General features: G+C 70.9%; 25 protein-coding genes. 15 read left to right on the forward strand and 10 right to left on the reverse strand.

Annotated elements, in window-relative coordinates; all coding sequences use genetic code 11:
• Positions 1–133: 133 nt before the first annotated feature.
• Positions 134–2,188 (reverse strand): DHA2 family efflux MFS transporter permease subunit, encoded by a 2,055-nt coding sequence (locus tag ACIP2X_RS25530; RefSeq protein WP_401676701.1) that lies wholly within the window; start codon positions 2,186–2,188, stop codon positions 134–136.
• A 191-nt stretch (positions 2,189–2,379) separates the two neighbouring features.
• On the opposite strand from ACIP2X_RS25530, the gene ACIP2X_RS25535 reads away from it, so the two are divergent.
• Positions 2,380–3,354 carry a peptidoglycan-binding protein gene (locus tag ACIP2X_RS25535; RefSeq protein WP_401676703.1) on the forward strand — a complete coding sequence of 325 codons (975 nt, stop codon included), beginning with the start codon at positions 2,380–2,382 and terminating at the stop codon, positions 3,352–3,354.
• 284 nt (positions 3,355–3,638) lie between these two features.
• Here the strand turns inward: ACIP2X_RS25535 and ACIP2X_RS25540 are convergent, their stop codons facing one another.
• Entirely contained in the window at positions 3,639–4,304 is a 666-nt protein-coding gene (locus tag ACIP2X_RS25540) for an HAD-IA family hydrolase (protein ID WP_401676705.1), read from the reverse strand.
• Positions 4,305–4,542: 238 nt separating this feature from the next.
• Entirely contained in the window at positions 4,543–5,124 is a 582-nt protein-coding gene (locus tag ACIP2X_RS25545) for a TMEM165/GDT1 family protein (RefSeq protein ID WP_401676706.1), read from the reverse strand.
• A gap of 403 nt (positions 5,125–5,527) precedes the next feature.
• Between ACIP2X_RS25545 and ACIP2X_RS25550 the strand changes: the two genes are divergently transcribed.
• The 5 genes from ACIP2X_RS25550 to ACIP2X_RS25570 all read left to right on the forward strand — a co-directional run bounded on the left by ACIP2X_RS25550 (position 5,528) and on the right by ACIP2X_RS25570 (position 11,567).
• A complete protein-coding gene (locus tag ACIP2X_RS25550; protein ID WP_401676708.1) occupies positions 5,528–6,172 on the forward strand; it encodes an HNH endonuclease family protein in 645 nt (214 codons plus the stop codon).
• A gap of 161 nt (positions 6,173–6,333) precedes the next feature.
• Complete coding sequence (locus tag ACIP2X_RS25555) at positions 6,334–7,974, forward strand: alkaline phosphatase D family protein (RefSeq protein ID WP_401677238.1); 1,641 nt, start codon at positions 6,334–6,336, stop codon at positions 7,972–7,974.
• Between the two features lie 267 nt (positions 7,975–8,241).
• Positions 8,242–10,131 (forward strand): FAD/NAD(P)-binding protein, encoded by a 1,890-nt coding sequence (locus ACIP2X_RS25560; RefSeq protein WP_401676710.1) that lies wholly within the window; start codon positions 8,242–8,244, stop codon positions 10,129–10,131.
• A gap of 93 nt (positions 10,132–10,224) precedes the next feature.
• Positions 10,225–10,830, forward strand: a complete 606-nt coding sequence (locus ACIP2X_RS25565; RefSeq protein WP_401676712.1) for a DedA family protein — start codon at positions 10,225–10,227, stop codon at positions 10,828–10,830.
• Between the two features lie 119 nt (positions 10,831–10,949).
• Positions 10,950–11,567 (forward strand): FxLYD domain-containing protein, encoded by a 618-nt coding sequence (locus ACIP2X_RS25570; RefSeq protein WP_401676714.1) that lies wholly within the window; start codon positions 10,950–10,952, stop codon positions 11,565–11,567.
• Positions 11,568–11,988: 421 nt separating this feature from the next.
• On the opposite strand, the gene ACIP2X_RS25575 is transcribed toward ACIP2X_RS25570, so the two are convergent.
• Positions 11,989–12,219 carry a DUF2277 domain-containing protein gene (locus ACIP2X_RS25575; protein WP_401676716.1) on the reverse strand — a complete coding sequence of 77 codons (231 nt, stop codon included), beginning with the start codon at positions 12,217–12,219 and terminating at the stop codon, positions 11,989–11,991.
• 156 nt (positions 12,220–12,375) lie between these two features.
• Here ACIP2X_RS25575 and ACIP2X_RS25580 point away from each other — a divergent pair, with 156 nt between their 5' ends.
• A complete protein-coding gene (locus tag ACIP2X_RS25580; protein ID WP_401676718.1) occupies positions 12,376–13,278 on the forward strand; it encodes a ketopantoate reductase family protein in 903 nt (300 codons plus the stop codon).
• A 54-nt stretch (positions 13,279–13,332) separates the two neighbouring features.
• Here the strand turns inward: ACIP2X_RS25580 and ACIP2X_RS25585 are convergent, their stop codons facing one another.
• Entirely contained in the window at positions 13,333–13,698 is a 366-nt protein-coding gene (locus ACIP2X_RS25585; protein ID WP_401676719.1) for an iron chaperone, read from the reverse strand.
• Between the two features lie 293 nt (positions 13,699–13,991).
• Between ACIP2X_RS25585 and ACIP2X_RS25590 the strand changes: the two genes are divergently transcribed.
• Complete coding sequence (locus ACIP2X_RS25590) at positions 13,992–14,327, forward strand: hypothetical protein (protein WP_401676721.1); 336 nt, start codon at positions 13,992–13,994, stop codon at positions 14,325–14,327.
• A 28-nt stretch (positions 14,328–14,355) separates the two neighbouring features.
• Here ACIP2X_RS25590 and ACIP2X_RS25595 read toward each other — a convergent pair whose 3' ends face one another.
• Positions 14,356–14,514 (reverse strand): hypothetical protein, encoded by a 159-nt coding sequence (locus ACIP2X_RS25595; RefSeq protein ID WP_401676723.1) that lies wholly within the window; start codon positions 14,512–14,514, stop codon positions 14,356–14,358.
• 158 nt (positions 14,515–14,672) lie between these two features.
• Between ACIP2X_RS25595 and ACIP2X_RS25600 the strand changes: the two genes are divergently transcribed.
• Positions 14,673–15,113, forward strand: coding sequence for a VOC family protein (locus tag ACIP2X_RS25600; protein WP_401676725.1), 441 nt, complete (start codon positions 14,673–14,675; stop codon positions 15,111–15,113).
• A gap of 9 nt (positions 15,114–15,122) precedes the next feature.
• Here the strand turns inward: ACIP2X_RS25600 and ACIP2X_RS25605 are convergent, their stop codons facing one another.
• The 3 genes from ACIP2X_RS25605 to ACIP2X_RS25615 form a co-directional block, all read right to left on the reverse strand.
• Positions 15,123–15,863 (reverse strand): class I SAM-dependent methyltransferase, encoded by a 741-nt coding sequence (locus ACIP2X_RS25605; protein ID WP_401676727.1) that lies wholly within the window; start codon positions 15,861–15,863, stop codon positions 15,123–15,125.
• Positions 15,864–15,939: 76 nt separating this feature from the next.
• Entirely contained in the window at positions 15,940–16,782 is an 843-nt protein-coding gene (locus ACIP2X_RS25610; RefSeq protein WP_401676729.1) for a class II glutamine amidotransferase, read from the reverse strand.
• A 36-nt stretch (positions 16,783–16,818) separates the two neighbouring features.
• The gene (locus ACIP2X_RS25615; protein WP_401676731.1) at positions 16,819–17,175 is read right to left on the reverse strand and encodes a carboxymuconolactone decarboxylase family protein; all 357 of its coding nucleotides are present in this window, start codon (positions 17,173–17,175) and stop codon (positions 16,819–16,821) included.
• A 271-nt stretch (positions 17,176–17,446) separates the two neighbouring features.
• Here ACIP2X_RS25615 and ACIP2X_RS25620 point away from each other — a divergent pair, with 271 nt between their 5' ends.
• Positions 17,447–18,079 (forward strand): SMI1/KNR4 family protein, encoded by a 633-nt coding sequence (locus tag ACIP2X_RS25620; RefSeq protein WP_401676733.1) that lies wholly within the window; start codon positions 17,447–17,449, stop codon positions 18,077–18,079.
• A gap of 210 nt (positions 18,080–18,289) precedes the next feature.
• Here ACIP2X_RS25620 and ACIP2X_RS25625 read toward each other — a convergent pair whose 3' ends face one another.
• Entirely contained in the window at positions 18,290–19,027 is a 738-nt protein-coding gene (locus ACIP2X_RS25625) for a hypothetical protein (RefSeq protein WP_401676735.1), read from the reverse strand.
• A 567-nt stretch (positions 19,028–19,594) separates the two neighbouring features.
• Between ACIP2X_RS25625 and ACIP2X_RS25630 the strand changes: the two genes are divergently transcribed.
• The 5 genes from ACIP2X_RS25630 (at position 19,595) to ACIP2X_RS25650 (ending at position 25,040) form a co-directional block, all read left to right on the forward strand.
• Positions 19,595–21,682 (forward strand): SpoIIE family protein phosphatase, encoded by a 2,088-nt coding sequence (locus ACIP2X_RS25630; RefSeq protein ID WP_401676737.1) that lies wholly within the window; start codon positions 19,595–19,597, stop codon positions 21,680–21,682.
• Positions 21,683–21,972: 290 nt separating this feature from the next.
• Positions 21,973–22,290: a tautomerase family protein gene (locus ACIP2X_RS25635; protein WP_401676739.1), complete on the forward strand. Its 318-nt coding sequence runs from the start codon at positions 21,973–21,975 to the stop codon at positions 22,288–22,290.
• A gap of 38 nt (positions 22,291–22,328) precedes the next feature.
• Complete coding sequence (gene mdlC, locus ACIP2X_RS25640; RefSeq protein ID WP_401676741.1) at positions 22,329–23,939, forward strand: benzoylformate decarboxylase; 1,611 nt, start codon at positions 22,329–22,331, stop codon at positions 23,937–23,939.
• A 30-nt stretch (positions 23,940–23,969) separates the two neighbouring features.
• On the forward strand, positions 23,970–24,707 hold the full coding sequence (locus ACIP2X_RS25645; RefSeq protein WP_401676743.1) for an SDR family oxidoreductase: 738 nt from the start codon (positions 23,970–23,972) through the stop codon (positions 24,705–24,707).
• A gap of 75 nt (positions 24,708–24,782) precedes the next feature.
• On the forward strand, positions 24,783–25,040 hold the full coding sequence (locus ACIP2X_RS25650; RefSeq protein ID WP_401676745.1) for a hypothetical protein: 258 nt from the start codon (positions 24,783–24,785) through the stop codon (positions 25,038–25,040).
• Positions 25,041–25,049: the final 9 nt, after the last annotated feature.

Genomic DNA, 25,049 nt, shown 5'->3' on the forward strand with positions numbered 1-25,049 from the left:
GCCGCGGGCCTGTGCCGGGCCCGCCCCCCCCCCCCCCCCGGCCCCCCCCCGCCCCCCCCCCCCCCCCCCCCCCCCCCCCCCCCCCCCCGCCCCCGACGAGACGACCACCCCCCGCGCGACAGCAACCCAACCGTCACCGGAACCGAGCCACCGGCCGCACGTCGTGCGGCTCCTCACGATCCGACCCGCACAACTCCTCGTTCAACTCGCGCACCAACTGCACCAGATCCGTCGACCGCTCCGGCCCCCACCAGTCACCGAGCAACTCCGCAAGCGACTCCTCACGAGCCCGGGCCAACCGCTCCGCGACCACCCGCCCCTCCTCCGTGAGCACCAGATCGAGCCCCTCCCGCACGGCCAGCCGCCGCTCCTCCACCTGCCGGGCCCCGTCGAGGATCACCCCCAGCGGCACCGTGCTCCGCTCCGCCAGCACCCCCGGCTCCACCCTCCCGTACCGCTTGATCCGCAGCACCAGCCAACTGGCCGCCGGCAGCAGGTCGTACCCCGCGCGAGCGGAGATCTTCCGGTACACGTCCTGCCGCCCCTCCCTCGTCCCCAGCACCGAGAGCGCCCGGCACACCTCGTCGTACGACGACCGCTGCACCGGATTGCTGGCCAGCGTCTGCGAGACGTCGGGCGCCGTGACCGACACCCGCAGCCGGTCCTCCTTCAGGAACCACGCCAGCACGAAGGCGAGAAACGCGACAGGCGCGGCGTACAGGAACACATCCGTGATCGCGGACGCGTACGCGCCCCGCGCGAGCCCGCGCAACTCCGGCGGCAGCAGGGCGATCCCCCGCAGATCCGACCCCAGACCCTCCACGGAGACGCCGCTCGGCAGCGGCACCCCACGGAAGGCGTCGGCCAGTTGCTCACCGAGCCGCCCCGCGAAGACCGACCCGAAGACGGCGACCCCGAACGCCGCCCCGATCGACCGGAAGAACGTCGCACCGGACGTGGCGACGCCCAGATCCTCGTACGACACGGCGTTCTGCACGATGAGCACCAGCACCTGCATGACCAGCCCGAGGCCGAAACCGAAGACGAAGAAGGTCACACCGATCACGACGTCGGAGCTGCTCACGTCGAGGTTGTGGAGCAGCAGCAGCCCGACGGTGGTCACGAACGTCCCCGCGAGGGGAAAGACCTTCCAGCGCCCGGTGCGGCTGACGATCTGTCCGGAGCCGGTCGAGGCGACCAGCAGCCCCAGCACCATCGGCAGCATGTGCACACCCGAAAGCGTCGGCGAGATCCCCTGCACGACCTGGAGGAACGTCGGCAGATACGTCATGGCCCCGAACATCGCGAACCCGATGATCAGGCTGATCGCCGCGGTGAGGGTGAAGGTGCGCAGCCGGAACAGCCGCAGCGGCAGCACCGGCTCGGCCGCCCGCCGCTCCACCCTCACGAACGCCACCGCGAGCACGGCCGCGAGCACGAGCAGCCCGACGATCTGCGGCGAGCCCCAGCCCCAGGTGGTGCCGCCGAGGGAGGCGACCAGGACCAGGCAGGTGGCGACGGCCGCGATGAGGAAGGTGCCGAGGTAGTCGATGACATGCCGGGTGCCGGTGCGCGGCAGCCGCACCGCCGAGGCGATCACGACGAGCGCGACGGCCCCCACCGGCAGGTTGATGTAGAAGACCCAGCGCCAGCTCAGATGCTCGGTGAACACCCCGCCCAGCAACGGCCCGAGCACGCTCGACGCCCCGAAGACCGCGCCGAACAGCCCTTGGTAGCGCCCCCGGTCACGCGGTGGGACCAGGTCTCCGACCATCGCCATCGACAGCACGATCAGCCCGCCGCCACCGAGCCCCTGGACGGCGCGGAAGGCGATGAGTTGCGTCAGGTCCTGCGCGACCCCGCACAGCACCGAGCCGACGAGGAAGATCAGGATGGCGACCTGGTAGAGCCGTTTACGCCCGTACTGGTCACCGAGCTTGCCCCACAGCGGGGTCGCGGCGGTCGAGGCCAGCAGATACGCCGTGACCACCCAGGACAGGTGCGACAGGCCACCGAGCTCGCTGACGATCGTCGGCAGCGCGGTCGCCACGATCGTCTGGTCGAGAGAGGCGAGCAGCAGGCCGAGCAGCAGCGCGCCGATCGACACGAGTACGTTCCCGGACACCTGCTCGCGATCCACGGCACCCGGTATCTGAGCGGCCCTGCCGCCATGCGATTCGCCGGCCATGCACACCTCCCGAGGCTGCCTCGTCCGGCCTGCAGTACCTCATCCATCGTGGGCGGTGTGCACGGTTATGGCCTGTTGAGTCCGAGCGGGAGCGGCAAGGGCGGGCACGTTTACGGGGGGCCGCCGACAGGACGTACACACAATCTGCATAATCTCTGGGACCACGGATCCGCGAGGGGAGGGACGGAAGCGTGGCGAAGCAGAACGAACACCAGTGCCCGGAGTGCGGTACGCCCAGGGGGGCGGACAACACCCCGTCCTGCGCCTGCGGCGAGCGCGCCGCCGAGGCGCTGCGCGACGCGCGCACGGCGGAACAGGCGGCGGCGGAGGACTTCGACCCCCTGCGCATACGCCCTTATGTGGCGCTGGACCCCGCGCCCCCGGCCGACCAGGCCCCCGCGGCGGATGCGACCCTGCCGCTCCCCCTGCTGACCCAGCCGCCCGGCGGAGCCGGTCTGCCCGAAGGAAGCACACTCCCCGAAGCCTTCGTAGCCCCCGAAGCCCGCACAGCCCCCGAAACCCTCGAAGCCCTCCACGCTTCCGAGCCGCCCGCCCAGGACCCGCACCCCGACCGCCCGCGCGGCCGCCGCCGCACGACGCTGCTCGCGGCCACCGCGATCCTCGGGGTCGCCGCCACGGCGGCCTTCGCCGGCGGCCTGTTCTCCTACGACCCCCCTGCGCGGGACGGCGCGGCCCCGGAGTCGGTACGCGAGGCGGTCCCGCAGGCCCGCACGTCCGCGCCGACCCCGTCGCCCTCGGTCACGGCCCCGTCGGCGACCCCCAGCACGGCGTCGGCGTCACCGTCGCCGACGCCGACCGCGTCACCGTCGCCGAGCACGTCGGCGGCGACCCCGACGCCGTCACCGACGCCGACCGGCTCGTCCCCGACCCCCACTGCCCCCGGCACGCCGACGCCGACCCCCGCGGACCGCGACGAGCCGCCGCCGACGCTGCGCCGGGGCGACTCCGGCGACGAGGTCACGGAGCTCCAGCTCCGACTGCACCAGCTGTACCTGTACAACGGGCACCCGCACGGCGACTACTCACGACAGGTCGAGGACGCCGTACGCATGTACCAGTGGACCCGCGGCATCCGCGATGACGAACCGGGCGTCTACGGCGAGGAGACCCGCCAGAAACTGGAATCGGAAACGTCGGAACCCTAGGGAACGACCCACCGGACGCCCCGGACCGCTCGCACCAACACTTCCTCGAAGCCGAACCCCCGACCCCGGGTCTCACCCCCGACCCCACCGGAGCCCAGCCCCGGGCCTACCCCCGGCCCCCGACCCCACCAGAACCCAGCCCCGGGCCTACCCCCGGTCCCCCCACCGGAGCCCAGCCCCGGGCCTACCCCCGGTCCCCCCACCGGAGCCCTGCCCCGGGCCTATCTCCGGCCCCCGGCCCCGCAAACCATGGCCCGGCCCCCCGGCCGGCCCCCGAGCCGCCCTCACCCCACGCTGAGCCGAAGCTCCCCGCTCCCGCCCTCGACCGCCTCCACCCGCACCGCGGTCAGGTCCCGCACCAGTACGTCCGGCCGGTGCACCGCGGCCCGGGGCCCCACCCCGATCACCCGCATCCCCGCCGCACGCCCCGCCGCGATCCCGGCACCCGAGTCCTCGAAGACCACGCAGTCCTCCGGAGCCACGCCGAGCTCGGCGGCCCCCTTCAGGAACCCCTCGGGGTCGGGCTTGCTCGCGCCCACGGACTCGGCGGTCACCCGCACCCGCGGCAGGGCCAGCCCCGCCGCGGCCATCCGCGCCGTGGACAGCGCCACGTCCGCGGAGGTCACCAGGGCATGAGGCAGCCCTCGCAGGGACGCCAGGAAGTCCTTCGCGCCGGCGATCTCGACGACACCGTCCATGTCGGCGGTCTCCGCAGCGAGCATCCGCGCGTTGTCCGCCAGGTTCCGCTCCATCGGCCGGTCCGGCAGCAGCACGGCCATCGACGCGTACCCCTGCCGCCCGTGGACGACCTTCATGACCTCGTCCCCGTCCAGCCCGTGCTGCTCGGCCCACCGGCGCCAGATGCGCTCCACGACGGCATCGGAGTTGACGAGGGTGCCGTCCATGTCGAGCAGGAGGGCGCGGGCGGTGAGCACGGTCGTGGCCGTCATCGGCAGCTCCAGTACGCGGAAGAGGGGCGGCGTGAGCCCAGGGGGACAAGGCGGCCCCGCCCGCCGGTCAGGGAAAACGGGCGGGAGCCACTTTGTTTCTCCACGGTACAAAACAAGTCGCCCCACCGCCAGCGCCGAGCCAAGCCTTCACCTGCCGTTCAGCTCGGCAGGACGAAGCCCGTCCCCGGCCCAGCCGGCAAACCCGCCCACCCGGCAAACCCGCTGAACCCGGCCCGCCTCACCCGGCGACGGCCTCGAAGATGCTCCACACCCCGAGGCCCAGCATCAGCAGCGCAGCGATCTTCGTGATCAGCCCCAGCGGCACCCGCCGCATCAGCGCCTTGCCCCCGACGATGCCCAGTCCCGCCACCGCCCACAGCGCCAGCACCGCACCGAGGCCGACGGACAGCGGGTCGTCGTACCGGGCGGCGAGGTTCGCGGTCATGATCTGCGTGAGGTCACCGAACTCGGCGACCAGGATGAGCATGAATCCGGCCCCGGAGACCTTCCAGAAGGACTGGTCCCGCGGCTTGCGGATCTCCTCCTCGTCGTCGCCCTTGCGCAGCAGCAGCACCGCCGCGCCCCCCAGGAAGAGCGCACCGGTGATCGCGTGCACCAGCTGCTGCGGCAGCAGCGTCAGCACGCTGCCCGCGGCGACGGCGAGCACGACGTGCAGCGTGAAGGCCGCGGCCACCCCGGCGAAGACGTACGAGGCGCGGTAGCGGGTGCCGAGGACGAGCCCGGCGAGCGCGGTCTTGTCGGGCAGCTCGGCGAGGAAGACGACGCCGAAGACGAGCGCCGTGACGGTCAGGCTGATCAAGGTTCCTCAATCGGTCGGGGCCACCGGCCGAGAGTCGCGGCGAAACGTCAGACCTCGGCACGGCAGCACACATGACACCCGTGCCGTGGGGCACGGGCGTGCACTGCTTGCCGAAGGTCTCGCTGGCCGGCCTCGTCACCGAGGCCCGCCTCCGGGCGCCGGCTCAGATCCCTCGCGGGCTGAGCAGTATGTCGACGGTCCGGCGAAGAGCTACTCCCCTTCTGCGCCTCCCATGGTACGCGACGGCCCCACCGGCCCCTCGGGCGGAAAAGTTCCGTCTTGAATCTTGTCGTGTCATGCACGTGTCACTAGCTTCTCACCGAACGCACACCCGTTCGCAATACGGCATCGACAGCATTCCCTCGCTCGCACGCCAATACCCCCACACTCCAAGGGAGTTCGCATGCCCAGGTTCTACGCGCGTCGACAGCTCGGCGCCGTCGCGGCGATCACCGCCTTCGCCGCCTCCGTCGCCCTGTTCAGTGCCCCCACCGCGTCCGCCGCGCTGCCCACCCCGGTCAGCGGCGCCACCGCGCGTTCCTACCTCGCCCAGCTCACCGTGACCTCCGAGGACCGCACCGGCTACAACCGCGACCTCTTCCCGCACTGGATCACCCAGTCCGGCGCCTGCAACACCCGCGAGACCGTCCTCAAGCGCGACGGCTCGGGCGTCGTCACCGACTCCTCCTGCGCCGCCACCAGCGGCAGTTGGTACTCCCCCTACGACGGCGCCACCTGGTCCGCCGCCGCCGACGTCGACATCGACCACCTCGTCCCGCTCGCCGAGGCCTGGGACTCCGGCGCCGACAGCTGGACGACCTCCCGCCGCCAGTCCTTCGCCAACGACCTGACCCGTCCGCAGCTCATCGCGGTCACCGACAACGTCAACCAGGCCAAGGGCGACCAGGACCCGGCCACCTGGATGCCGTCCCGCACCGCCTACCGCTGCACCTACGTGCGGGCCTGGGTCCAGGTGAAGTACTACTACGGCCTCTCGGTCGACTCCGCCGAGAAGAACGCGCTCACCAACTACCTGGCCTCCTGCTGACCCACCCCGGCCCCGGCTGATCCGCCGCGCGACATTTCTCGCGTGGAACCTCCCCGCCGGCCTCCGTCGTTCCGTACCGTACGGGGCGACGGAGGAGGCCGGCCGCGCGGGCACAGAGCGCCCCTCAGGCGGGCGTGACCAGAGAGAAGGCGGACCATCACGTGGCGGCACTACGCCTGGGACCACTGCTGAGATACGTCGACGGCTCGACGGCGACCGTCTGGGTCGAGGCGAGCCGCCCCTGCACGGCCGAGGTGCGCTGCGCCGACGGCGCACACGGCACCGCCCGCACCTTCCAGGTCGCGGGCCATCACTACGCCCTCGTGCCGGTGACCGGCCTGACCGACGGGACGACCACGGCGTACGAGGTGCTGCTCGACGGCGCGCGCGTGTGGCCGCTGCCCGACTCCCCGTTCCCGCCCTCGGTGATCCGCGCCGGCTTCGTCGAGGACACCGTCCGGGTCGCCTTCGGCTCCTGCCGCTGGGCCGCGCCCCCGGGCGACGGGAAGGACCCGGTCGGCCCCGACGCCCTGGACACCCTGGCCGCCCGCATCGCGGGCGCCCCCGAGGAGGCGCGCCCGGACGTCCTGCTCCTGCTCGGCGACCAGGTCTACGCCGACGAGACCTCGCGGGCCACCCAGCAGCGGCTGGCCACCCGCCGCGATCTGGAGGAGCCGCCGGGCACGGGAGTGGCGGACTACGAGGAGTACACCCAGCTGTACTACGAGTCCTGGCTCGACTCCGAGGTGCGCTGGCTGCTGTCCACCGTGCCCAGCTGCATGATCTTCGACGACCACGACGTCATAGACGACTGGAACACCTCCGCCGCCTGGCTCGCCGACATGCGCGCCACCCACTGGTGGCAGGAGCGGGTGGTCAGCGGCCTGATGTCGTACTGGGTCCACCAGCACCTCGGCAACCTCTCGCCGGCCGAGCTGGCCACCGACCCCCTCTACGCCGCCGTACGCGACACCCCGGACGCCACCGACCTGCTGCGCGCCTTCGCCGCCGAGGCCGACGCCGACCCGACGAGCGTGCGGTGGAGCTACCGGCGGGACTTCGGGCGGGTGCGGCTGCTGATGGTGGACAGCCGCGCGGCCCGCGTTTTGGACGAGGGCAAGCGCTCGATGCTCGACGCCGGCGAGCAGGAGTGGCTGCGCACCGAGGCGCTGGCGGACCGGGAGTCGTACGACCACCTCCTGATCGGCACCTCCCTGCCCTGGCTGCTGCCGCACCTGGTGCACGACGCCGAGGGCTGGAACGCGGCGCTGTGCCGGGGCGAGAAGGGCGAGCGCTGGGCGCGCTGGGGCGAGAAGATGCGGCGCGCGGCGGACCTGGAGCACTGGTCGGCCTTCCCGGAGTCCTTCGACGCGCTGGCCGCGCTGATCGGCGAGGTGGGCTCGGGGGACACGGCACCGGCGAGCGTGTGCGTGCTGTCGGGAGATGTGCATCACGCCTACGTCGCCGAGCCGACCTGGCCCTCCGGCGGGCCGGACGCGCGCGTGCTCCAGCTCACCTGTTCGCCGGTGCACAACCGGATCCCGCTGCCGATACGGATGGGATTCCGCTTCGGCTGGAGCGGCGTCGCGCGCTTCCTGGGCCGCCGGATCGCGGGCCACGGCAAGGTGCCGCAGCCGCCGATCGACTGGCGGTGCACGGGCGGGCCCTGGTTCGGCAACCAGCTCATGACGCTGACGATGAACGGGCGTTCGGCACGACTGCTGCTGGAGCACACCGAGCAGGACGGACAGGGCGGAGCGCGGCTGACGACCGTGGAGGAGTCGGTTCTGACCACCCCATGAGGTACATCCGGGACCTGTGGGACCCGCGTTGGCTTCTGGTGTTCCCGACGGCATGATGAGGCGGGCCGTCCGCTTTCCCGGACGGTCCGCCCCACCGCGCCCCACACGCCGGGAGTCACCGCTTTGTCTGCACCGACCGAGCAATCCATGTCGGAGTCCTCCATATCGGGGGCTGCACGCGGGACTTCTCCCCAGGGGTCACCACCCCGCACCCGCCTCGCGGGAGAGCCGCCCTACGCGACCGGGCCGGCCCCCGCCCCGGTCTCCGTGGCCCTCGTCGGTGCCGGCCCCCGCGGCACCAGCGTGCTGGAGCGCCTGTGCGCCTCGGCCGCCGAACTCCTCCCGCCCGGCACACCGCTGACGGTGCACGTGGTCGACCCGGCGCCGCCCGGCCCCGGCCGCGTCTGGCGCACCGCCCAGTCCGCCGAGCTGCTGATGAACACGGTCGCCTCGCAGGTGACGCTGTTCACGGACGAGAGCGTCGACTGCTCGGGTCCGATCCGTCCGGGCCCGAGCCTGTACGAGTGGGCCGGCGGCGCCCTCGGCCCCGACGACTACCCGACCCGGGCCCAGTACGGCGGGTACCTGGAGTGGGTGTTCGCCCGGACGGTGCGTCAGGCGCCGCCCTGGGTGCGCGTCCGGATCCACGCGGCCCGCGCGGTCCGGCTCGACGACGGTCCCGACGGCAGCCAGGTCCTCGCCCTGGACGACGGCGGGCTGCTGGACGGGCTCGCGGCCGTCGTCCTCGCGCAGGGCCATCTGCCGACGGCACCGGACACGGAACAGCGGCAGCAGACGTCGTACGCCGCCCGCAACGGCCTGCGCTACATCCCGCCCGCCAATCCGGCGGACGTCGACCTGACCCCGCTCTCCCCCGGCGAGCCCGTGCTGCTGCGCGGCCTGGGTCTGAACTTCTTCGACCACATGGCCCTGCTGACCACCGGCCGCGGCGGCCGCTTCGAGCGCACCGGGGAGGGACTGCGCTACCTGCCCTCCGGCCGTGAACCCCGCCTGTACGCCGGTTCCCGGCGCGGCGTCCCGTACCAGGCGCGCGGCGACAACGCCAAGGGCCCCTACGGGCGCCACGAGCCCCTCGTGCTCACGCCCGAGGTGATCGCGGGGTTCCGCAAGCGCGCCGACTCGGGGGACGCGCCGGACTTCCTCACGGAGGTCTGGCCGCTGGTGGCGAAGGAGGTCGAGACCGTCCACCACGCCACCCTGCTGGGCGGCTCGCGCACCTTCACCGAGCGCTATCTCGCCGTTCCGCACGGCGATCCCCAGGAGGCCCTGCTGCTGGACGAGTTCGGGATCCCGGCCGGCGAACGCTGGTCGTGGGAACGGATGTCCCGGCCGTACGGGGACCGGACGTTCGACGGGCCCGGCGCCTGGCGGGACTGGCTCCTGACGTATCTGCGCGAGGACGCCGCGCAGGCGGCCCTGGGCAATGTGCGCGGTCCACTCAAGGCCGCCCTCGACGTGCTGCGCGACCTGCGCAACGAGATACGGCTGATCGTCGACCACGGCGGTCTGAGCGGCGCGTCCCGCCGGGACCACCTCGACCGCTGGTACACCCCGCTCAACGCCTTCCTCTCCATCGGCCCGCCCCGGCGCCGCATCGAGGAACTGGCCGCGCTGACGGCGGCCGGGGTGGTGGAGGTGCTCGGGCCGCGGCTGGAGGTGCGGTGCGCGGACGGGGCCTGGGTGGCGCACTCCCCCGAGGTGCCGGGGTCGGCGGTGCGTGTGACGAGTCTCGTGGAGGCGCGGCTCCCGGAACCCGACCTGCGCCGCACCGCCGACGAGTTGCTGACCCGGCTCCTGACGAGCGGGCAGTGCAGGCCGCACACGGTCGACGGGTACGAGACGGGCGGGCTGGACGTGACCCGGCGGCCGTATCGTCTGATGGACCGTCAAGGAGTGCCCCACGAGCGGCGGTTCGCGATCGGGGTGCCCACGGAGGGCGTGCACTGGGTGACGGCGGCGGGCGCGCGGCCCGGCGTGGACTCGGTGACGCTGTCGGACACGGACGCGGTGGCGCGGGCGGTGCTGCGGGTGGCGGCGGAGCCGGGGGCGACGGCGGGCGTGGCGGCGGGCGCGGAACCGGGCAGCGGGGTGAGCGCGGCCGACCTGGCGGGGCGCCGTTCTTCGGTTTGTACGTGAACATCCGGTACCGAACACACGAGCCCCCCGTGAACCTCTTGTCACACCCCGGGCGTACTCTGTGATGCTCACGGGGGATGACGGGGAGTCGCGGTGCTGGAGAGTGTGGGGTCACTGACGGGCAGTCCATGGATCTACGCCATGGTGGCGGCGTCGGTCCTGCTCGACGTGTTCGTCCCGGTGCTGCCGAGCGGGGTCCTGGTCATCATGGCGGCGACGGCCGCGGCCGCGGGCTCCGGTGCGGCGACCGGCCATGTCCCGGCCGACGTCCCCGACATCCTGCTCCTCACCCTCTGCGCCACCACCGCGTCCGTGCTCGGTGACCTGGTCGCTTACCGCCTCGCCTGGCGCGGCGGCGCCCGCCTGGACCGCGCGCTGGCCCGCTCCCCTCGCCTCAGCACCGCGCAGGAACGTCTCGGCACGGCACTGGCCCGAGGCGGCGGGGCCCTGGTCGTGCTGGCCCGCTTCGCGCCCGCCGGCCGTTCGGTGGTCTCCCTCGGCGCCGGCGCCGCGCGCCGCCGCCCCCGGGAGTTCGTCCCCTGGTCGGCCCTCGCGGGCCTGTCCTGGGCCATGTACAGCGTCGCCCTGGGCTACCTGGGCGGCCACTGGCTGGGCGCGACCTGGCTGGCCACGGGGGTGTCCCTGCTCGCGCTGTTCGCGGCGGGGGCCGCGGCGACGTATCTCGTGCGGCGCGCCTGAGAGTTCACGGCCGCGGCGGCCCCCGGTCGGCCCACGCCTGCCGGGCCCCGGCATGCCGAGCCGCTACGTGACGTGCACGATGGGACACGTACAGTCGTGCACGGCGTGGAAGGGACCACATGGCGACCACATCACGGCAGCGGGCCCACGCGCGGAACGCGCTGGCCTGCCTGCTGCTCGCGGCCGGCGGCGCGGTGACCCTGGTCTCCTGCGGTGGCGGGGGCGACGCCGGGGACGGCACCGCCTCGCTCCGGCCGACGCCCACGGGTCCGTACGTCGCGTCCTTCTCCGGCACCCCGGCGTCCGCGCTGGCCTCGCTGAAGGGCTCCGCCCAGGCGCGGGCCTCGGCCGCCGCCTCCTCCGCCTCCGCGCGGGCCTCCGAGTTCGAGGCGTCGGTGTCGGCGGAGATCGAGCGCGCCAACGCGGCGGCCCAGCGGGAGCTCAAGGACCTCAAGGGCCAAGGCAACGCCATGGCGGACGTGTCCCTCACCGGAAAGCCGCGGGCCGACACGGGAGAGCTCGTCGCGGTGACCGTGAACATCACCAACAGGACGGACGCGGCCGCGTCGTACGCGGTGCAGGTCGAGTTCCGTGACTCCGACGGCAAGGTCGTCGAGACCCGCTACGTCGGCGCGGAGGACCTCGCTCCCGGCGCCAGGCAACAGACCGTCGCCATCAGCCGCACCCCGTCGGGCCAACAACTCACAGCCGAAATCACCAAGGCCCAACGCTACTGACCTCACCCCCGAGGCGCTCCGCCCCGCCCGGGGCACCTCGCCGCCGACCACCACCGTGCACTCCTCCTGGCCGAACCGGCCCTCGGCACGCCCCTGGGCCAGCACGGTCCGCCCGCCAGGTGAACGCGGCACCGACCGCACCCCGCCCGTCCCACGAACCGCCCTGGCACCCTCCTGGCCGAGGGCAGCACGGGCGACCACCCCGCGCGGCACACGAACCACCCGTGTGCCGCCGCCCCACGCGGCACACGCCACCCTCGAGCGAGCACGGGCCGGCCGCCACCCCGCCTGTCCCACGAACCGCCCTGGCACCCTCACCCCGCGCACGGCCCTCCTGCCGAGGACAGCACGGGCGACCACCCCGCGCGGCGCGACGGCGTGACGGCGACGACCGGACGCCTCCGGGCCCAGACAGGACGTGCTAGCCCGCCTGGCGGGTCGGGTGGCCTCGGACCTCCAGGTCGGCGAGGAGTTCGGCCGTGGCCTCGGCGATCGCGTCGACGGCGCGGTCGAAGACCTCGCGGTTGTGGGCGGCGGGCGCCCGGAAGCCGGACACCTTGCGCACGTACTGCAACGCGGCGGCCCGGATGTCCTCCTCCGTCGCCTCCTCGGGCAGCACGGGCGGACGGAGCGTTTTGATACTGCGGCACATGGACCCAGTCTCGCCCCGCCCGCACCCGTATGTCTCGCGCTCCGCCCACCCCGAGCCCGGCACCCGGACGCCGCTACCGGCGTACCGCTCCACCTGTCATGATCGCCCCTGAGGCGGCCACCGGTCCCGGGGCCGACCCACGAGAGGAGCCACTCCATGGCGCACGACAAGCTCACCGTCGCGGTACTGGGCCCCGGCGGCGTCGGCGGCCTGCTCGCCGCGCTGCTCGCCCGCGCCGGGCACCGCGTGATCTGCCTGGCCGGCGACACCACAGTCGACACCCTGCGCACCACCGGCCTGCACGTCCGCAGCTCCCGCCACGGCGAGTTCACCACCCCCGTGGAAGCCGACACGGAACTGCGCGAACCCGTCGACGCCTGCCTGATCACCGTCAAGGCGACCGCGCTCGACGCCGCACTCCCCCGCGTCCCCGCCGCCGCGCTCGGCGACGCGCTGCTCGTGCCGTTCCTCAACGGCGTCGAACACCCGGCCCGCCTCCGCTCCCGCTACCGCCCCGAGCAGGTCGCCCCGGCCGTCATCCGCGTCGAGTCCACCCGCGTCGCGCCCGGCGAGATCGAACACACGAGCCCCTTCGCCGAGGTCGACCTCACCGGCGACCCCGTCCCCCGGCACCGCCTCGACACGCTGGCCGCCACCTTCGACGACGCCGGTCTCACCACCCGCGTCCTGGACGACGAGGCGGCCGCGCTCTGGGCGAAGATGGCCTTCCTCGCCCCCTTCGCCCTGCTCACCACCCGTTACGCCGTCCCTATCGGCGACATCCGCACCCACCACCGCGACGAACTCGCCGCCCTGGTCGCCGAGACGTCCGCCGTCAGCGGCGCCTGCGGCGGCCCCGCCGACCCGGCCGAGGCGCTCGCCCGCTTCGACGCCTTCCCGCCGGGCGCCAAATCCTCCATGCAACGCGACGCCGAGGCGGGCCGCCCCCTGGAACTGGACGCCATCGGCACCGCGCTCCTGCGCGCGGCCGAGCGCCACGACGTGGCGACACCGGTGGCGGCGAAGCTGGTGGCGGACCTGCGGAACGCCGGCCACTGACGCCGTTCCCCACCCCGCCCCGACGCCCGCGCCGGGCCCCGCCCACGGCAGTGCTCAGCAGGCCTGCCCGGGCCCGGCGGCCGTCGCCTTCAGCAGATCACGCACCAGGTCGAAGTCGATCAGCTCGGGCTTGCGGAAGCGCAGACACCCCTTGCCCATGTCGTGCCCGGCCAGTCGATCCTCGAAGGCCTCACGGACGTCGCCGCGCATCAGATAGAAGGAGATGTACTGCTTCTGACCGGCGAAGGCGATCTCGGCCGCGCCGTCCCGCTCGTAGGCGGGCATCCCGTACGCCATCACCTCACGGAACCCGGTCAACTCCGCCCGGCACAGCTCCCGCAGCCGGCTCAGCGCCTCCCGGCGCTCCTGCGGGAACTCGGCGAGATACGTGTCGACGTCGGCGGCGTTGCTCTGCACCATGGCCCCGAGCCTACCGGCGGCCCAGGCCCTCCACATGGGCCCGGAAGTCACGCGGCGCCGGCCGGTGAGCCGCAGGACGGTGCCCGTGGTGCGGTCCTCCGCCCCCTCGGCGATCGCCGCGTTCACGGCGAGGGTCCTGGGCGAACCGGCCCCGACCGCCCACCCCGCCCCTGACCCACGTTGACCACGAACCGGCAGGTCAGAGCCCCAGCACAGCCCACGCGTACACCCGTTCGCATGAACCACCCCAATGCGCTCGCCACTCGAAATCGAACAGGCGTACCATTGCGGCCGTGGCGACGACCTACGACTTCCCCAGCGACCTCCGCGCCGGTCAGGAGGAGCTGCATCAGGTCCGGGCCGAGCTGTCGGCCCTGCTGAAGCGGCTCCCCTGGTCGGTCGTGCCCCTGGACGGCTTCAGCGACGCCGGCGGCTGGCGCAAGATCGAACGCCCGGCCTCCCCCGGCTGGTCGGACGACGAGCAGGCCGAGGTCGAGAAGCTCCGCCGCCGCGAACGCGAACTCGCGATCTTCATCACCACCCACCGCTACTGGTCGGAAGTGACGGGCCCTGACCGCGTGGACGCCCGAGCCGGCCTCAAGCATCCGCAGCCACCACCCCCGAACTGACCGCACGGATGCCCGGCGGCGCCGCTCCCTACCCCTCGCCCCCGGCACGGCCGCCGTCGTCGTCGTCGAGGACGAAGACGGGCTTGGCGTCACGGGCGGGTGCTTCGGCGAGCGCGAGGGCCTCGGTGAAGTCTTCGAGCGGGAACGGACGGCCCTGGGGATGCTCAGCACGTCGTCGGCGGTCCACCGGCTTCACGCTACGCCCGCCCCCGCAGGATTCCCGCCGACGGGCGACACCCCCCGAGGGGCGACGCGGGCGCGATGATGTCGAGAACGCGCCACCGGCTCCGTCCCAGGGACGTCGGCGGCCACCACCGGCCGCACCAGGAAGAAGGAGAAGTCGGCATGGCGATTCAGCGGATGGACAACGTGGGCGTCGTCGTCGAGGACATGGACGCCGCCATCGCGTTCTTCGTGGAACTCGGTATGGAGCTGGAGGGCAGGGCGGAGGTCGAGGGCCCCGTGGCCGACCGGTGCACCGGCCTCGAAGGGGTCCACTGCGACATCGCGATGGTCCGGACCCCCGACGGTCACAGCCGGCTCGAACTGGCGAAGTACCGCACCCCCGCGGCGACGAGCCCCGAGCCCCGCAACCAGCCCCACAACGTCCTGGGCACGCACCGCGTCATGTTCGCCGTCGACGACCTCGAGGACACCCTGGCCCGCCTGCGCCCGCACGGCGCCGAACTCCTCGGCGAGATCGCCCGCTTCGAGGACATCTACCTGCTCTGCTACATCCGCGGCCCGGAGGGCATCATCATCGGCCTCGCCGAACAACTGCGCTAGGGCGCGCCGTCAGGGTTTGTGGGTCACCCACAGCAGTTCCGCGGGCCAGCGGTGTGCCCAGTCGGGCGGGTCGGTCTCGTTGTAGCCGTTGGGTGTTCCGGGTGCGGGCCGCGGCTCGATGAGGTCGTCGATGACGAGACCCGCGCCGCGCAGGACCTTGACCCAGTCGCCGTAGGTGAGCTGATAGCTGGTCGCGCCGTCGTCCTCGGCGATGGTGTTCAGCCCGAAGTAGTCCTGCTGCAGCGTCGTGGTCACACGGCTCGCGGCTTCGTCGTAGCACGCTTCGAACCAGGGGCTGGCGACGTTGAACACCAGGCGCCCGCCCCGGCCCAGGACGCGTGCGGCCTGCGGGACGGCCAGGTGCGGGGGCGCCCAGCTGAGCCCGCCGAAGTCGCAGAAGACCAGGTCGAAACTGCCGTCGGCGAAGGGGAGTTGTTCGGCGGCGCCCTGCACCAGCGGATAGCGGGCCTCTCCCATCGCGTCTGCCGCTGCGGCGAGTTGGGCCTCGGACAGGTCGAGCCCCACCACGGTGGCGCCCTCGGCGGCGAGCGCCCTGGACCACTGCCCGGCGCCGCAGCCGAGTTCGAGTACCCGCTTGCCGGTGACGTCGCCCAGGGCGTGCAGGTGCGCGTCGGGGATGGAGTACATGCCCCACAGCCGGGGTGTGGCGCCGATCTGAGGGTCGTGCTCGTGCTGGTAGGCGCTGCTGATCCGGTTCCAGAACCGCCGGTTGGCGGGGATGCTGTCCACGCGCCGACTCCAGCACCGCCGGCCGGGCGCGGTCAACACGATCAGGGCACTGGCCGGCCCCCGCCTCGGCCCTGCCTCACCGCCCTGCGCGGAGGTCGGGCCGGAAGGAGTGGAACGAGTCATGGCCCGGCTCGATGAGGCCGTAGCTGCTCTCCGGCACCTCGTTCCACGCGCCAGGGAGCGCGCCCAGCGGTTCGGAAACGACGAGGCGGGTCTCGTCGGAGATGTCCCGCAGGAACTCGGCGTCCGGGTGCAGCGCGCGCAGGGTGTCCAACCTGGTGCTGAAGTACAGCGACCGTGAGTGGCCCTCGCTGGAGTAGCGGAAGGCCCAGACCCGTTCGCCGTCGGCCACCGCGAGGGTCATCTGCAACGGGTGGTGGATGTCGTGCGCGTGCCCCGCATCCTCCACCAGGCCGGCCATGCGCGCCACGGCCCCAGGAGGGTCGTCCGTCAGGCCGAACGTGCGGGCCAGGAAGAACATGAGCTCGGAGTCGGTGGAACCCTCGATGTCGGGATACAGGGCGGGATCGACGGCGAGGGCGAGGTCCCGCCGGAGCCGGTGGAACCCGCTGATGACACCGTTGTGCATCCACATCCAGCGACCGCTCCGGAAGGGGTGGCAGTTTGTCTGCTGCACGGCGGTCCCGGTCGAGGCCCTGATGTGCGCGAAGAACAGGCCCGAGCGGACGTGGTGGGCGACCTCCGACAGATTGCGGTCGCTCCAGGCGGGACCGACATCCCGCAGCACCGCCGGCGTGTCCGTTTCCTGCGTGTACCAGCCGACACCGAAACCGTCGCCGTTGGTCGTCTCCACCCCCAAGCGGGAGTGCAGGCTCTGGTCGATCAAGGAGTGCTGCGGCTTGAACAGGACCTGGCTGAGAAGGATGGGCGTACCCGAGTAGGCGATCCAGCGGCACAACTTCGGTCCCCCATTTCTTGCTCCGGTACAGCTCGCTCAGGTCTGCTTCCGGCTCCGGGCATCCGCCTCGGCCATCGCCTCCGCCTCGGCCTCGGCCAACGCGATGGTGATACCGAGCGCCTCGGTCATGTGCGTCGCGGCCGACATGACACGTGCCGTCCCGACAACCGGCGCGATGGCGACGAGAACGTCCTGCAGTTCCTCGGCACCCAGGTCGGCCTTGACAGCGGGGTCGACATGCGCGAGGTACGAGATCGCCGGCGCGTCCATGGCCGCGAGCGCGGCAAGGCGGGTGAGGATGAGCGTTCTCTCGTCCAGTCCGCAGTGCTCGATCGAGTCGACAGTCATGGCGGCGAGCGTGTCGAGAACGGGGGTGTCCGACCGTATGGCCATCTTTGGACCGCCTTCCGATACGGTGCGAAGCCGACACGGGCCATCCCACGCCGGCCGTCTACTCACCCACGGTAGAAGCCACGAGAACCCCGCGCATGTTGGGCCGAGCAGGTGATCGCCTCCTCCTTCCGAGGCGATCACGGCCGCGGCAGGACACCGCCGACAAGGTGTCACCGACTAGCCGCTGACCTGGTCCTGAGTCGCCTCCAGCCGAAGGAGGGACACGGCCCCCTTCCCGGGGTGTCCGCACCGGGTGGCAGGATGCCGTGCCATGACCGCACCGATCGGCGAGTCGTGGACGCGCATCGAGAACTGGCTGGCCGAGCACGCGCGGACGACCTACACCGCGCTGGCGCCGCCCGCGGACCCGGCGGACATCGCCGCGATCGAACGCGTCATCGGCCGGCCACTGCTGAAGCCCTTGCTGATGTCGCTTTCGCGGCACGACGGTCTCCTCGACCAGCGCGGCTCGCTCCTGCCAGGGTTCTACAGGCCGATGAGCGCACGCGAGATAGCGGCTGCGTGGCAACTGCTCACCGGCTTCTACGACAAGCAGTCGGCGGATGAGCAAGGAGATGAGACGGACTACGACTTCATGGAGATCGGGTCCAGCAGCGTCCTGTACGGACACCCGCAGTTGATCCCCATCGCGCGGGACCTCGGCGGAGGTCACCTCGTGCTGGACCACCGCCCCGAAATCGACCGGGGGCGGGTCCATGAAGCCGAGGCCGTGGAAGGCGTCATGCGCGTATCGCACAAGATGTGGACGTCCCTGCCGGTACTCATGGAGGCGATCGCCACGTCGCTTGAAAACTCCCAGCCCCTCAACGGCTACACACCGGTGGTGGACGAGAAACGCAGACTGCACTGGGACTTCGTACCGCCGCGCAGTGACCGGACTTAGCCGCGCAGGCAAGCAATCTTGACGACTACGCCGCCGCAGTCAGTCCGACAGCGGACAAGGACACCGGCCCCAATCAGGTAATCAGCCTGGCTACTGCGGCCGCGGGCATCGTGACCGTTGTGCTGATGCCGAAGTATCCGCCTGTGCAACCGCGTGCGCTCGCCGGCTCGACGGTCCCGTGTTCGACCTGGAGCGCATCAAGGCAGAGCATCACGTCCGCGGATCCGCCGCCCCGTCCTTCAGGTCGGCCATGAATACCCGCATATCGTTGATCATCGCGGCCTCGTACTTGGATACTTCCGGCGTTTCCGGGGCCTCCCCCACCGCATCACCCTCGGAGTAGACCATGGCCGAGAGCCCGAGCGAGAACACGGCACCGCCATCCCGCACGCGCAGTTCCGTACTACTGAGTTCCGAGGTGATCAGGTACGCCCCGTCCCCGATGCCGGGGACGGCCTTCACCTCCTCCTCAGCGACGACCCCAAGGCCTGTGACCCGCCGCTCCGCGTCGAACTCGACGCCGGGGTCTGACTTTTTGTGCAGCGCGACGTCGACGTTGACGGCGTAATCGACGAACCAACCCTTCCCAGAGCCCTCCGCGCCCTCGTCAGGGCCCAGATGTATGGAGCAGTGGACGTGATCGAGGGCGGGATCCTGCGAGAGCGCGGAGGCTGTGACGCTGGTGCTGTCCATCGGCGCGATCGCATCGCCCATCATGGGCAGTTGAACCGTGCGACAGGTTTGCTCGGTGAGTTGGTAGCCACGCTGATCCGGCTCCGGCACACCGACCCCCAGGCGGAACACCGCCAAGGACCACACTGCGGATGTCACCAGCACGCCACCGAGGGCCCACAGCCACGGCCTTCGTGATCCTCCGCGCTCCCCCGGCTCGCCACCGAGGTCTCCAACCACCCGCTGCGCCCCGAAAGCAGGGCTGCCTTCTGCCATTTCCGGATCAGTAATCACGGCGTCTCTCACGTGCTCCTGCAAGTGTCCTGGACAGGAACTGTCCTACTCACGCTGAGCGGAGCGGCCATCAGTTCGGGCAGAGCCTAGCCCACTCGATCGAGTGAAGGATGACGTGTCTGTGACCGGCTAGGCCACCCACCCCATTGCGGGCTCTCCGGGCGCACATCGACCACTGGGCCGACCATGATTCCTTGCGGCGTCCGCGTGCGATATGCCGCCGCCAACGAACAGACGGCAGCCTCAATGAGTTCACGGCATCGCCGGCGTGTGTTCGCCGTATATCCAGCTCGTGATGAACTCTGTGGAGTCGCGTCGGCCGACTTGGTTGACCAACTCGATGTAGTCCTGCGTTGTCGCGTTCCTGTGCCGGCGCCTTTCGAAGAAGTCCCGCTCGATCTTTTGGAAAATAATCCACATACCGACCTTGATCCACGAGCTGGTCGCCACTACTTCGGCGATGCCGTCCCGCCGAAAACCTGGTGCCCGATTGGCCCATCGGCCCGACCACAGGTTTACTGGCGATGTCGAGGAAAGATGAGGTCGGTCATGCCTCGTGGACACCGGCACGCCGAACCCGATGGTCCGAGGCTGCCCCTGGAAGAAGGAGCCTTCGAGAAGGAACTGTTCGGGATGGCTCAAGCAGGTCTCGAGGTCTACGGTCCGGATCTGCGCATTCTGCGCTCCAACGCCGCCATCCTGGCGTGGCGAGGCATGTCTGAAGCGCAGGTGGTGGGAGCCAACCTGGCTGATCTGGACGCCCGGATCGCGCTGTCGCCGATCATGCGCGAGGTTTTGGCCACCCATGGGGTGGTGCGGGAACGTACCGTCACCGCCGTGCCGGCAGACGACCCGGGCAACGAGCATCTGTTTTCGGTCGTGGGTTACCCACTGCGATTCGACGGTCACACTCCGGGCGCTGTCGCGGCGATGGTCCACGATGTCACCGAGCAGGTCCGCAAGCAGAGAGTTACTGACCTCATGGCCGTGGCACGGTCCCGGATCGGCACCACGCTCGACGTCCCTCGTACCGCCCAGGAGTTGGCCGACATGGCGGTACCGACCTTCGCCGACGCCGTGGCCGTAGATCTGGCGGAGTCCGTGTTCGAAGGCGACGCGCCCATAGGGCCTGTCACAGCACAGCTCCCGATGCGGCGTGTCGCCTTCGCGTCCCATGAAGGGCAGTACGGGGCCTATCCGGTAGGCGGCGCCAGCCAGTTCACGTCCCACACGCCTTACACCAGAGCCCTGGCAGACCTGCGTCCGCGGCTGGTCGATCTGGTAAGGACGTCGGGGGCCTGGCTGGTGCATGACCGCATGCGGGCCGAGTTCATCGCCCGGTCCGGGGCACACTCGATGATCGTGACACCGCTCACGGTGCACGGCCTGATTCTGGGTTTGGCCAGCTTCTACCGAACTCGCTCAACCGTCGAGGACTTCGACGAGGACGATCTGTCGCTTGCCGCGCAACTCGCCTCCTGCACGGCGGTCTGTATCGACAACGCACGCCGGTTCACCCGCGAGCACATGGTCGCGACGGCTCTGCAACGCACGCTGCTACCCCGCCAGACGCCGCAGCTCTCCGCTGTGGAAGCCTCCCACTGCTACCGGGTCGGCCGTTACGGCGCTCACTGGTTCGATGTGCTGCCGCTGTCGAGCTGCCGCGTTGGTCTGATCATCGGATACATCCCGGGAGAGGACCTTCAGGCTTCCGTGGCCATGGCTCGGTTGCGGACTGCTGCCTCCACTCTGTCCGCCATGGACCTGCCGCCGGACGAGTTGCTGGCTCATCTGGACGATGTCGCCCAGTCACTCGCGAGCGAGCAGGAGGCAGACCCGGCCACGCTGCACCGTGCGCGGCCACCCTTCACCGCGTCCTGCCTGTACTTGACGTACGACCCGGTCACCCTTCGTTGTACGGCCGCGTCCGCCGGTCACGACAGTCCGCTCGTCACCAGTCCCGAGGGCGTCGTAGGCACCCTTGACGTGCCCCGCGGCGCGGCTCTCGGCAAAGGTGAGCCGCACAAGGTCGTCAGCGTCGAGTTGCCGCCAGGCAGTCTGCTGTCGCTCTACTCCGATGGCAGCGCCGATCGCCATCCGTCGGAGGCGAGGGACCGCGTCGACCGGCTCCGCGACACGGTCGCCGCACCCCTCGCGGCCCCCGACGACATCTGCGACCAGGTGTCGTACCAGGTCCTCCGTGGCGGCACCCCCCAGGACGGTGCCGCGCTGCTCGTGGCAAGAACCCGATCCATAGGCGCCGACAGCGTCGCTTCCTGGACCCTGCCGGCCGAGGCGATCTCCGTGCGCGAGGCGCGGCGGGTCGCTCGGGACCGGCTGGCGCGGTGGGGACTGGAGGAGTACTCGCCTCTCACAGAGCTGATCGTCAGCGAACTCGCCACCAACGTGATCGAACACGCCGAAGGACCCGTCAGGCTGCGCCTCATACGGGACCGTGTACTGACCGTGGAGGTTGCGGACGATGCCGACACGACTCCGCGCCTGCGTCATGCCCGCCCGCAGGACGAGGACGGCCGCGGCGTGTTCCTCGTCGCTTCCCTCGCCGACCACTGGGGCACCCGCTGGGAGGACGTAGGCAAGACGATCTGGGCAGAGCAGTCACTGACGGCGGCGTGACGGCACATCGGCACGACGAGCGACGGCGTACTTCGGTGGCACTGCGAGCACGGGACCGCTGTGGCATGCCGCCGAATTCGAGTTGCTCCGGGGACCGTGCCGGACGTGCGTGAGCGCAGGGTCCATGAGCCGCTCTCACGCAAAGCACGATGACGGGCGGGTCCCATAGGTTCCTGATAGCGTAATTTGTGAAGCGGGGTGTCGAGAGGTGGCCGAGTTGGTGAGGGGCGCACCTCCATATCCGACTGTTCAGCTCTTCAGCTCGAATCTCATGACGCTGAGGGGGCCGAATGCCTCTCTACAGCTGTACTACTGCCCAAGGCACATTGACGGCGGAAGCCAGGGCGGCGCTTGCTGCTGAGATCACGAGAATTCACTCAGCAATCAACCGAGTGCCGTCGAGCTACGTCAACGTCGTATTTCTTGAACTGCCGAAGGACAGCGTATTCGTCGGCTCAGCCCCTGGTGCCGCTCGCATCGCGGATGTCGATCCTTCCCATGTCCTCGTCGTCATCCAGGACAGCCCCGCTCGCTCGGCCGTCGAAGACGGCCGACTCCTGCCAGAGCCTGGCGAAGAACAGGAATGGCTACAGCAGCGACATGACTGAATGTCGGAGTTCCCTCTGTTGCAATCGGAGTCAAAGACATGGGCACAGCATCAACTGTTCATGACGTCACCTACGACCTGCTCAGGTCGCTGAAGATGACCACGGTGTTCGGAAATCCCGGTTCCACGGAGCAGACCTTCCTGCAGAACTTTCCCGACGACTTCACCTACGTGCTGGCCCTGCAGGAGGCCTCGGTGGTGGCGATCGCCGACGCGTTCGCCCAGACGACGGGTCGTCCGGCTCTGGTGAATCTGCACTCCTCCGCGGGCGTGGGCAACGGCATGGGCAGTCTGATCGCCGCCTACCACGGGCGCACCCCGCTCGTCGTCACCTCCGGGCAGCAGCACCGGGAAATGGTCATCGGCGAGCCCTACCTCGGGAATCGGGAGGCGACCACGCTGCCCAAGCCCTGGGTCAAATGGTCCTACGAACCGGCCCGAGCCGAGGACGTTCCCGAGGCGTTCATGCGTGCCTACGCGGTAGCCGTCCAGCCGCCCGCGGGCCCGGTGTACCTGTCGATCCCGCTGGACGACTGGAACCGCACGGTGAACGGACCCGCCGTGGTCCGCGAAGTCAGCACACGTGTCGCCCCCGACATCGAGCGGCTGTCGCGCTTCGCCGAACGCATCTCGCGCAGCCGCCGCCCGGCTCTGGTCTTCGGATCGGAAGTGGACCGGGCAGGCGGCTGGGACGCCGCTGTCGCCCTGGCCGAGAAGGTGAGGGCCGCGGTCTACAGCGCGCCCCTGTCCGACCGTGCCTCCTTCCCGGAGGACCACCCGCTCTACCAGGGGCCGCTGGGCCTCTCCTTCAAGGAGGTCAGCGACCGGCTCACCGGACATGACCTGGTCGTGGTCGTCGGCGCCGAGGTGTTCCGCTACTACCCGTACGTGGCCGGCGACATCCTGCCGGAGGGAACGGAACTCCTCCACGTCACCGACGATCCCGCCGTGGCCGGTGCCGCCCGTGTCGGCGACAGCGTCATCGGGGACGCCAGACTGTCGATCGAGTTCCTCACCGAGAAGGTCGGCGACGGCGCCGGGCGTACGCAGCCCTCACCGCTGCGCCGCCCTGAGCACCCGCCGCAGAGTTCAGGCGCTCCCCTGCGGCCGGACGAGGTGTACGCGACCCTCGCCAAGGCCCGTCCCCAGCATGCCGTCTTCGTCAACGAGTCGACGTCCACGATGGGTCAGCACGCCGCATGGCTGCCGAACGTAGAGCCGGGTTCCTTCTACGGCACCGCCAGCGGCGGCATCGGCTGGGCGCTGCCCGCCTCCGTGGGCGTTGCGCTGGGCGACAGGGACCGCCGGGTGGCCCGGCCCGTCATCGCCCTGATCGGCGACGGGTCCTTCCAGTACTCGGTCCAGGGTCTGTGGACGGCTGCCCAGCACGACCTGCCGATCACATTCGTCGCGATGCGCAACCACGAGTACTCCATCCTCAAGTCCTTCGCGGAGTTGGAGGAGACCCCCGGGGTTCCGGGACTTGACCTGCCGGGGCTGGACATCGCCTCCCTGGCCCGGGGATTCGGGTGTGCGGCCGTGGAGGTGGAAACCACCGCGGACCTGGAACGCGAGTTCACGGCAGCCGTCGAGTCGGGTCGTCCGACGGTCGTCGTGGTGACCACCCGGCCCGAGAAGACCCAGCTGTGAACCGGTGCAGGCCGATGAAGAAGCCTCGTCATGGATCTCGGTCTTCGTGACCGCGTCTACTTGGTGACCGGCGGCAGCCGCGGACTCGGGCTGGCTGTCGCCGAGTTGCTGACTGCCGAAGGGGCCCGTGTCGTCATCACCGGACGCAGCGACACCGTTGCCGACACCGCCGCCTCTCTCGGGGACGGCACCACTGCCGTGGGTCTCGTGGCCGACAACGCGGACGCGGACGCGGCCGACCGGGTCGTGGGAACGGCCCTGCGGCACTTCGGCCGCTTGGACGGCGCCCTGATCAGTGTCGGTGGGCCACCCGTCGGCACCGCGATGGATGTTCAAGACGAGGTATGGCGCGACTCCTTCGAATCCACCTTCCTCGGCGCTCTGCGCATCGCCAAGGCCACCGCCAGGGCGCTGAAGAACGGGGGCTCGATCGCCTTCGTCCTGTCGTCATCGGTTCGCGCCCCGATCCCCGGACTCGCCGTCTCCAACGGGCTCCGTCCTGGCCTTGCCATGCTCGCCAAGACACTCACCGACGAGCTCGGGAGGTCCGGCATCACGGTGAACGGCCTGCTGCCGGCCTACATCAACACCGGTCGCCAAAAGGAACTGGCCACTCTGACCGGTGGGAAGGCGCCCGAGAACGCTCTGCAGCGCCCGGGCGAGCCAACTGAATTCGCGCGGGCCGCAGTCTTCCTGCTGTCACCGGCCGCGGCATATCTGACCGGTGTGATGCTGCCTGTCGACGGTGGGGCACTGCGCGTGATTTGAGGTACAGGGAAATCAGCCAATCGGCTGTCGCTCCGCCCCCCGGCCATCTGTGTGGCGCCTCTGAGGTACCAGCGCATGCGGCAGACCGCGATGCGTGAGCGTGCCGGTGATCGCCGGGAGGAGAGCGGCCACGTGTTCACCACGCAGACGGGGCGGCCGATCGAGCCGCGCAACGTCCATCGCTCGTTCACCCGGGTCGCCAAGAACGCGGACCTGAGGGTCATCCGGCTGCACGACGTTCGGGCACAGCCAGATCGCCGTCACGATGAACGTCTTCGTTCACGTGGTGCAGGACCGCCGTCAGACCCGGATGTCAAAGACCCCCAGCCATGATCGGCTGGG

Origin of the sequence: Streptomyces sp. NPDC089424, from assembly GCF_044749345.1 — a bacterium.
Lineage (GTDB): Bacteria > Actinomycetota > Actinomycetes > Streptomycetales > Streptomycetaceae > Streptomyces.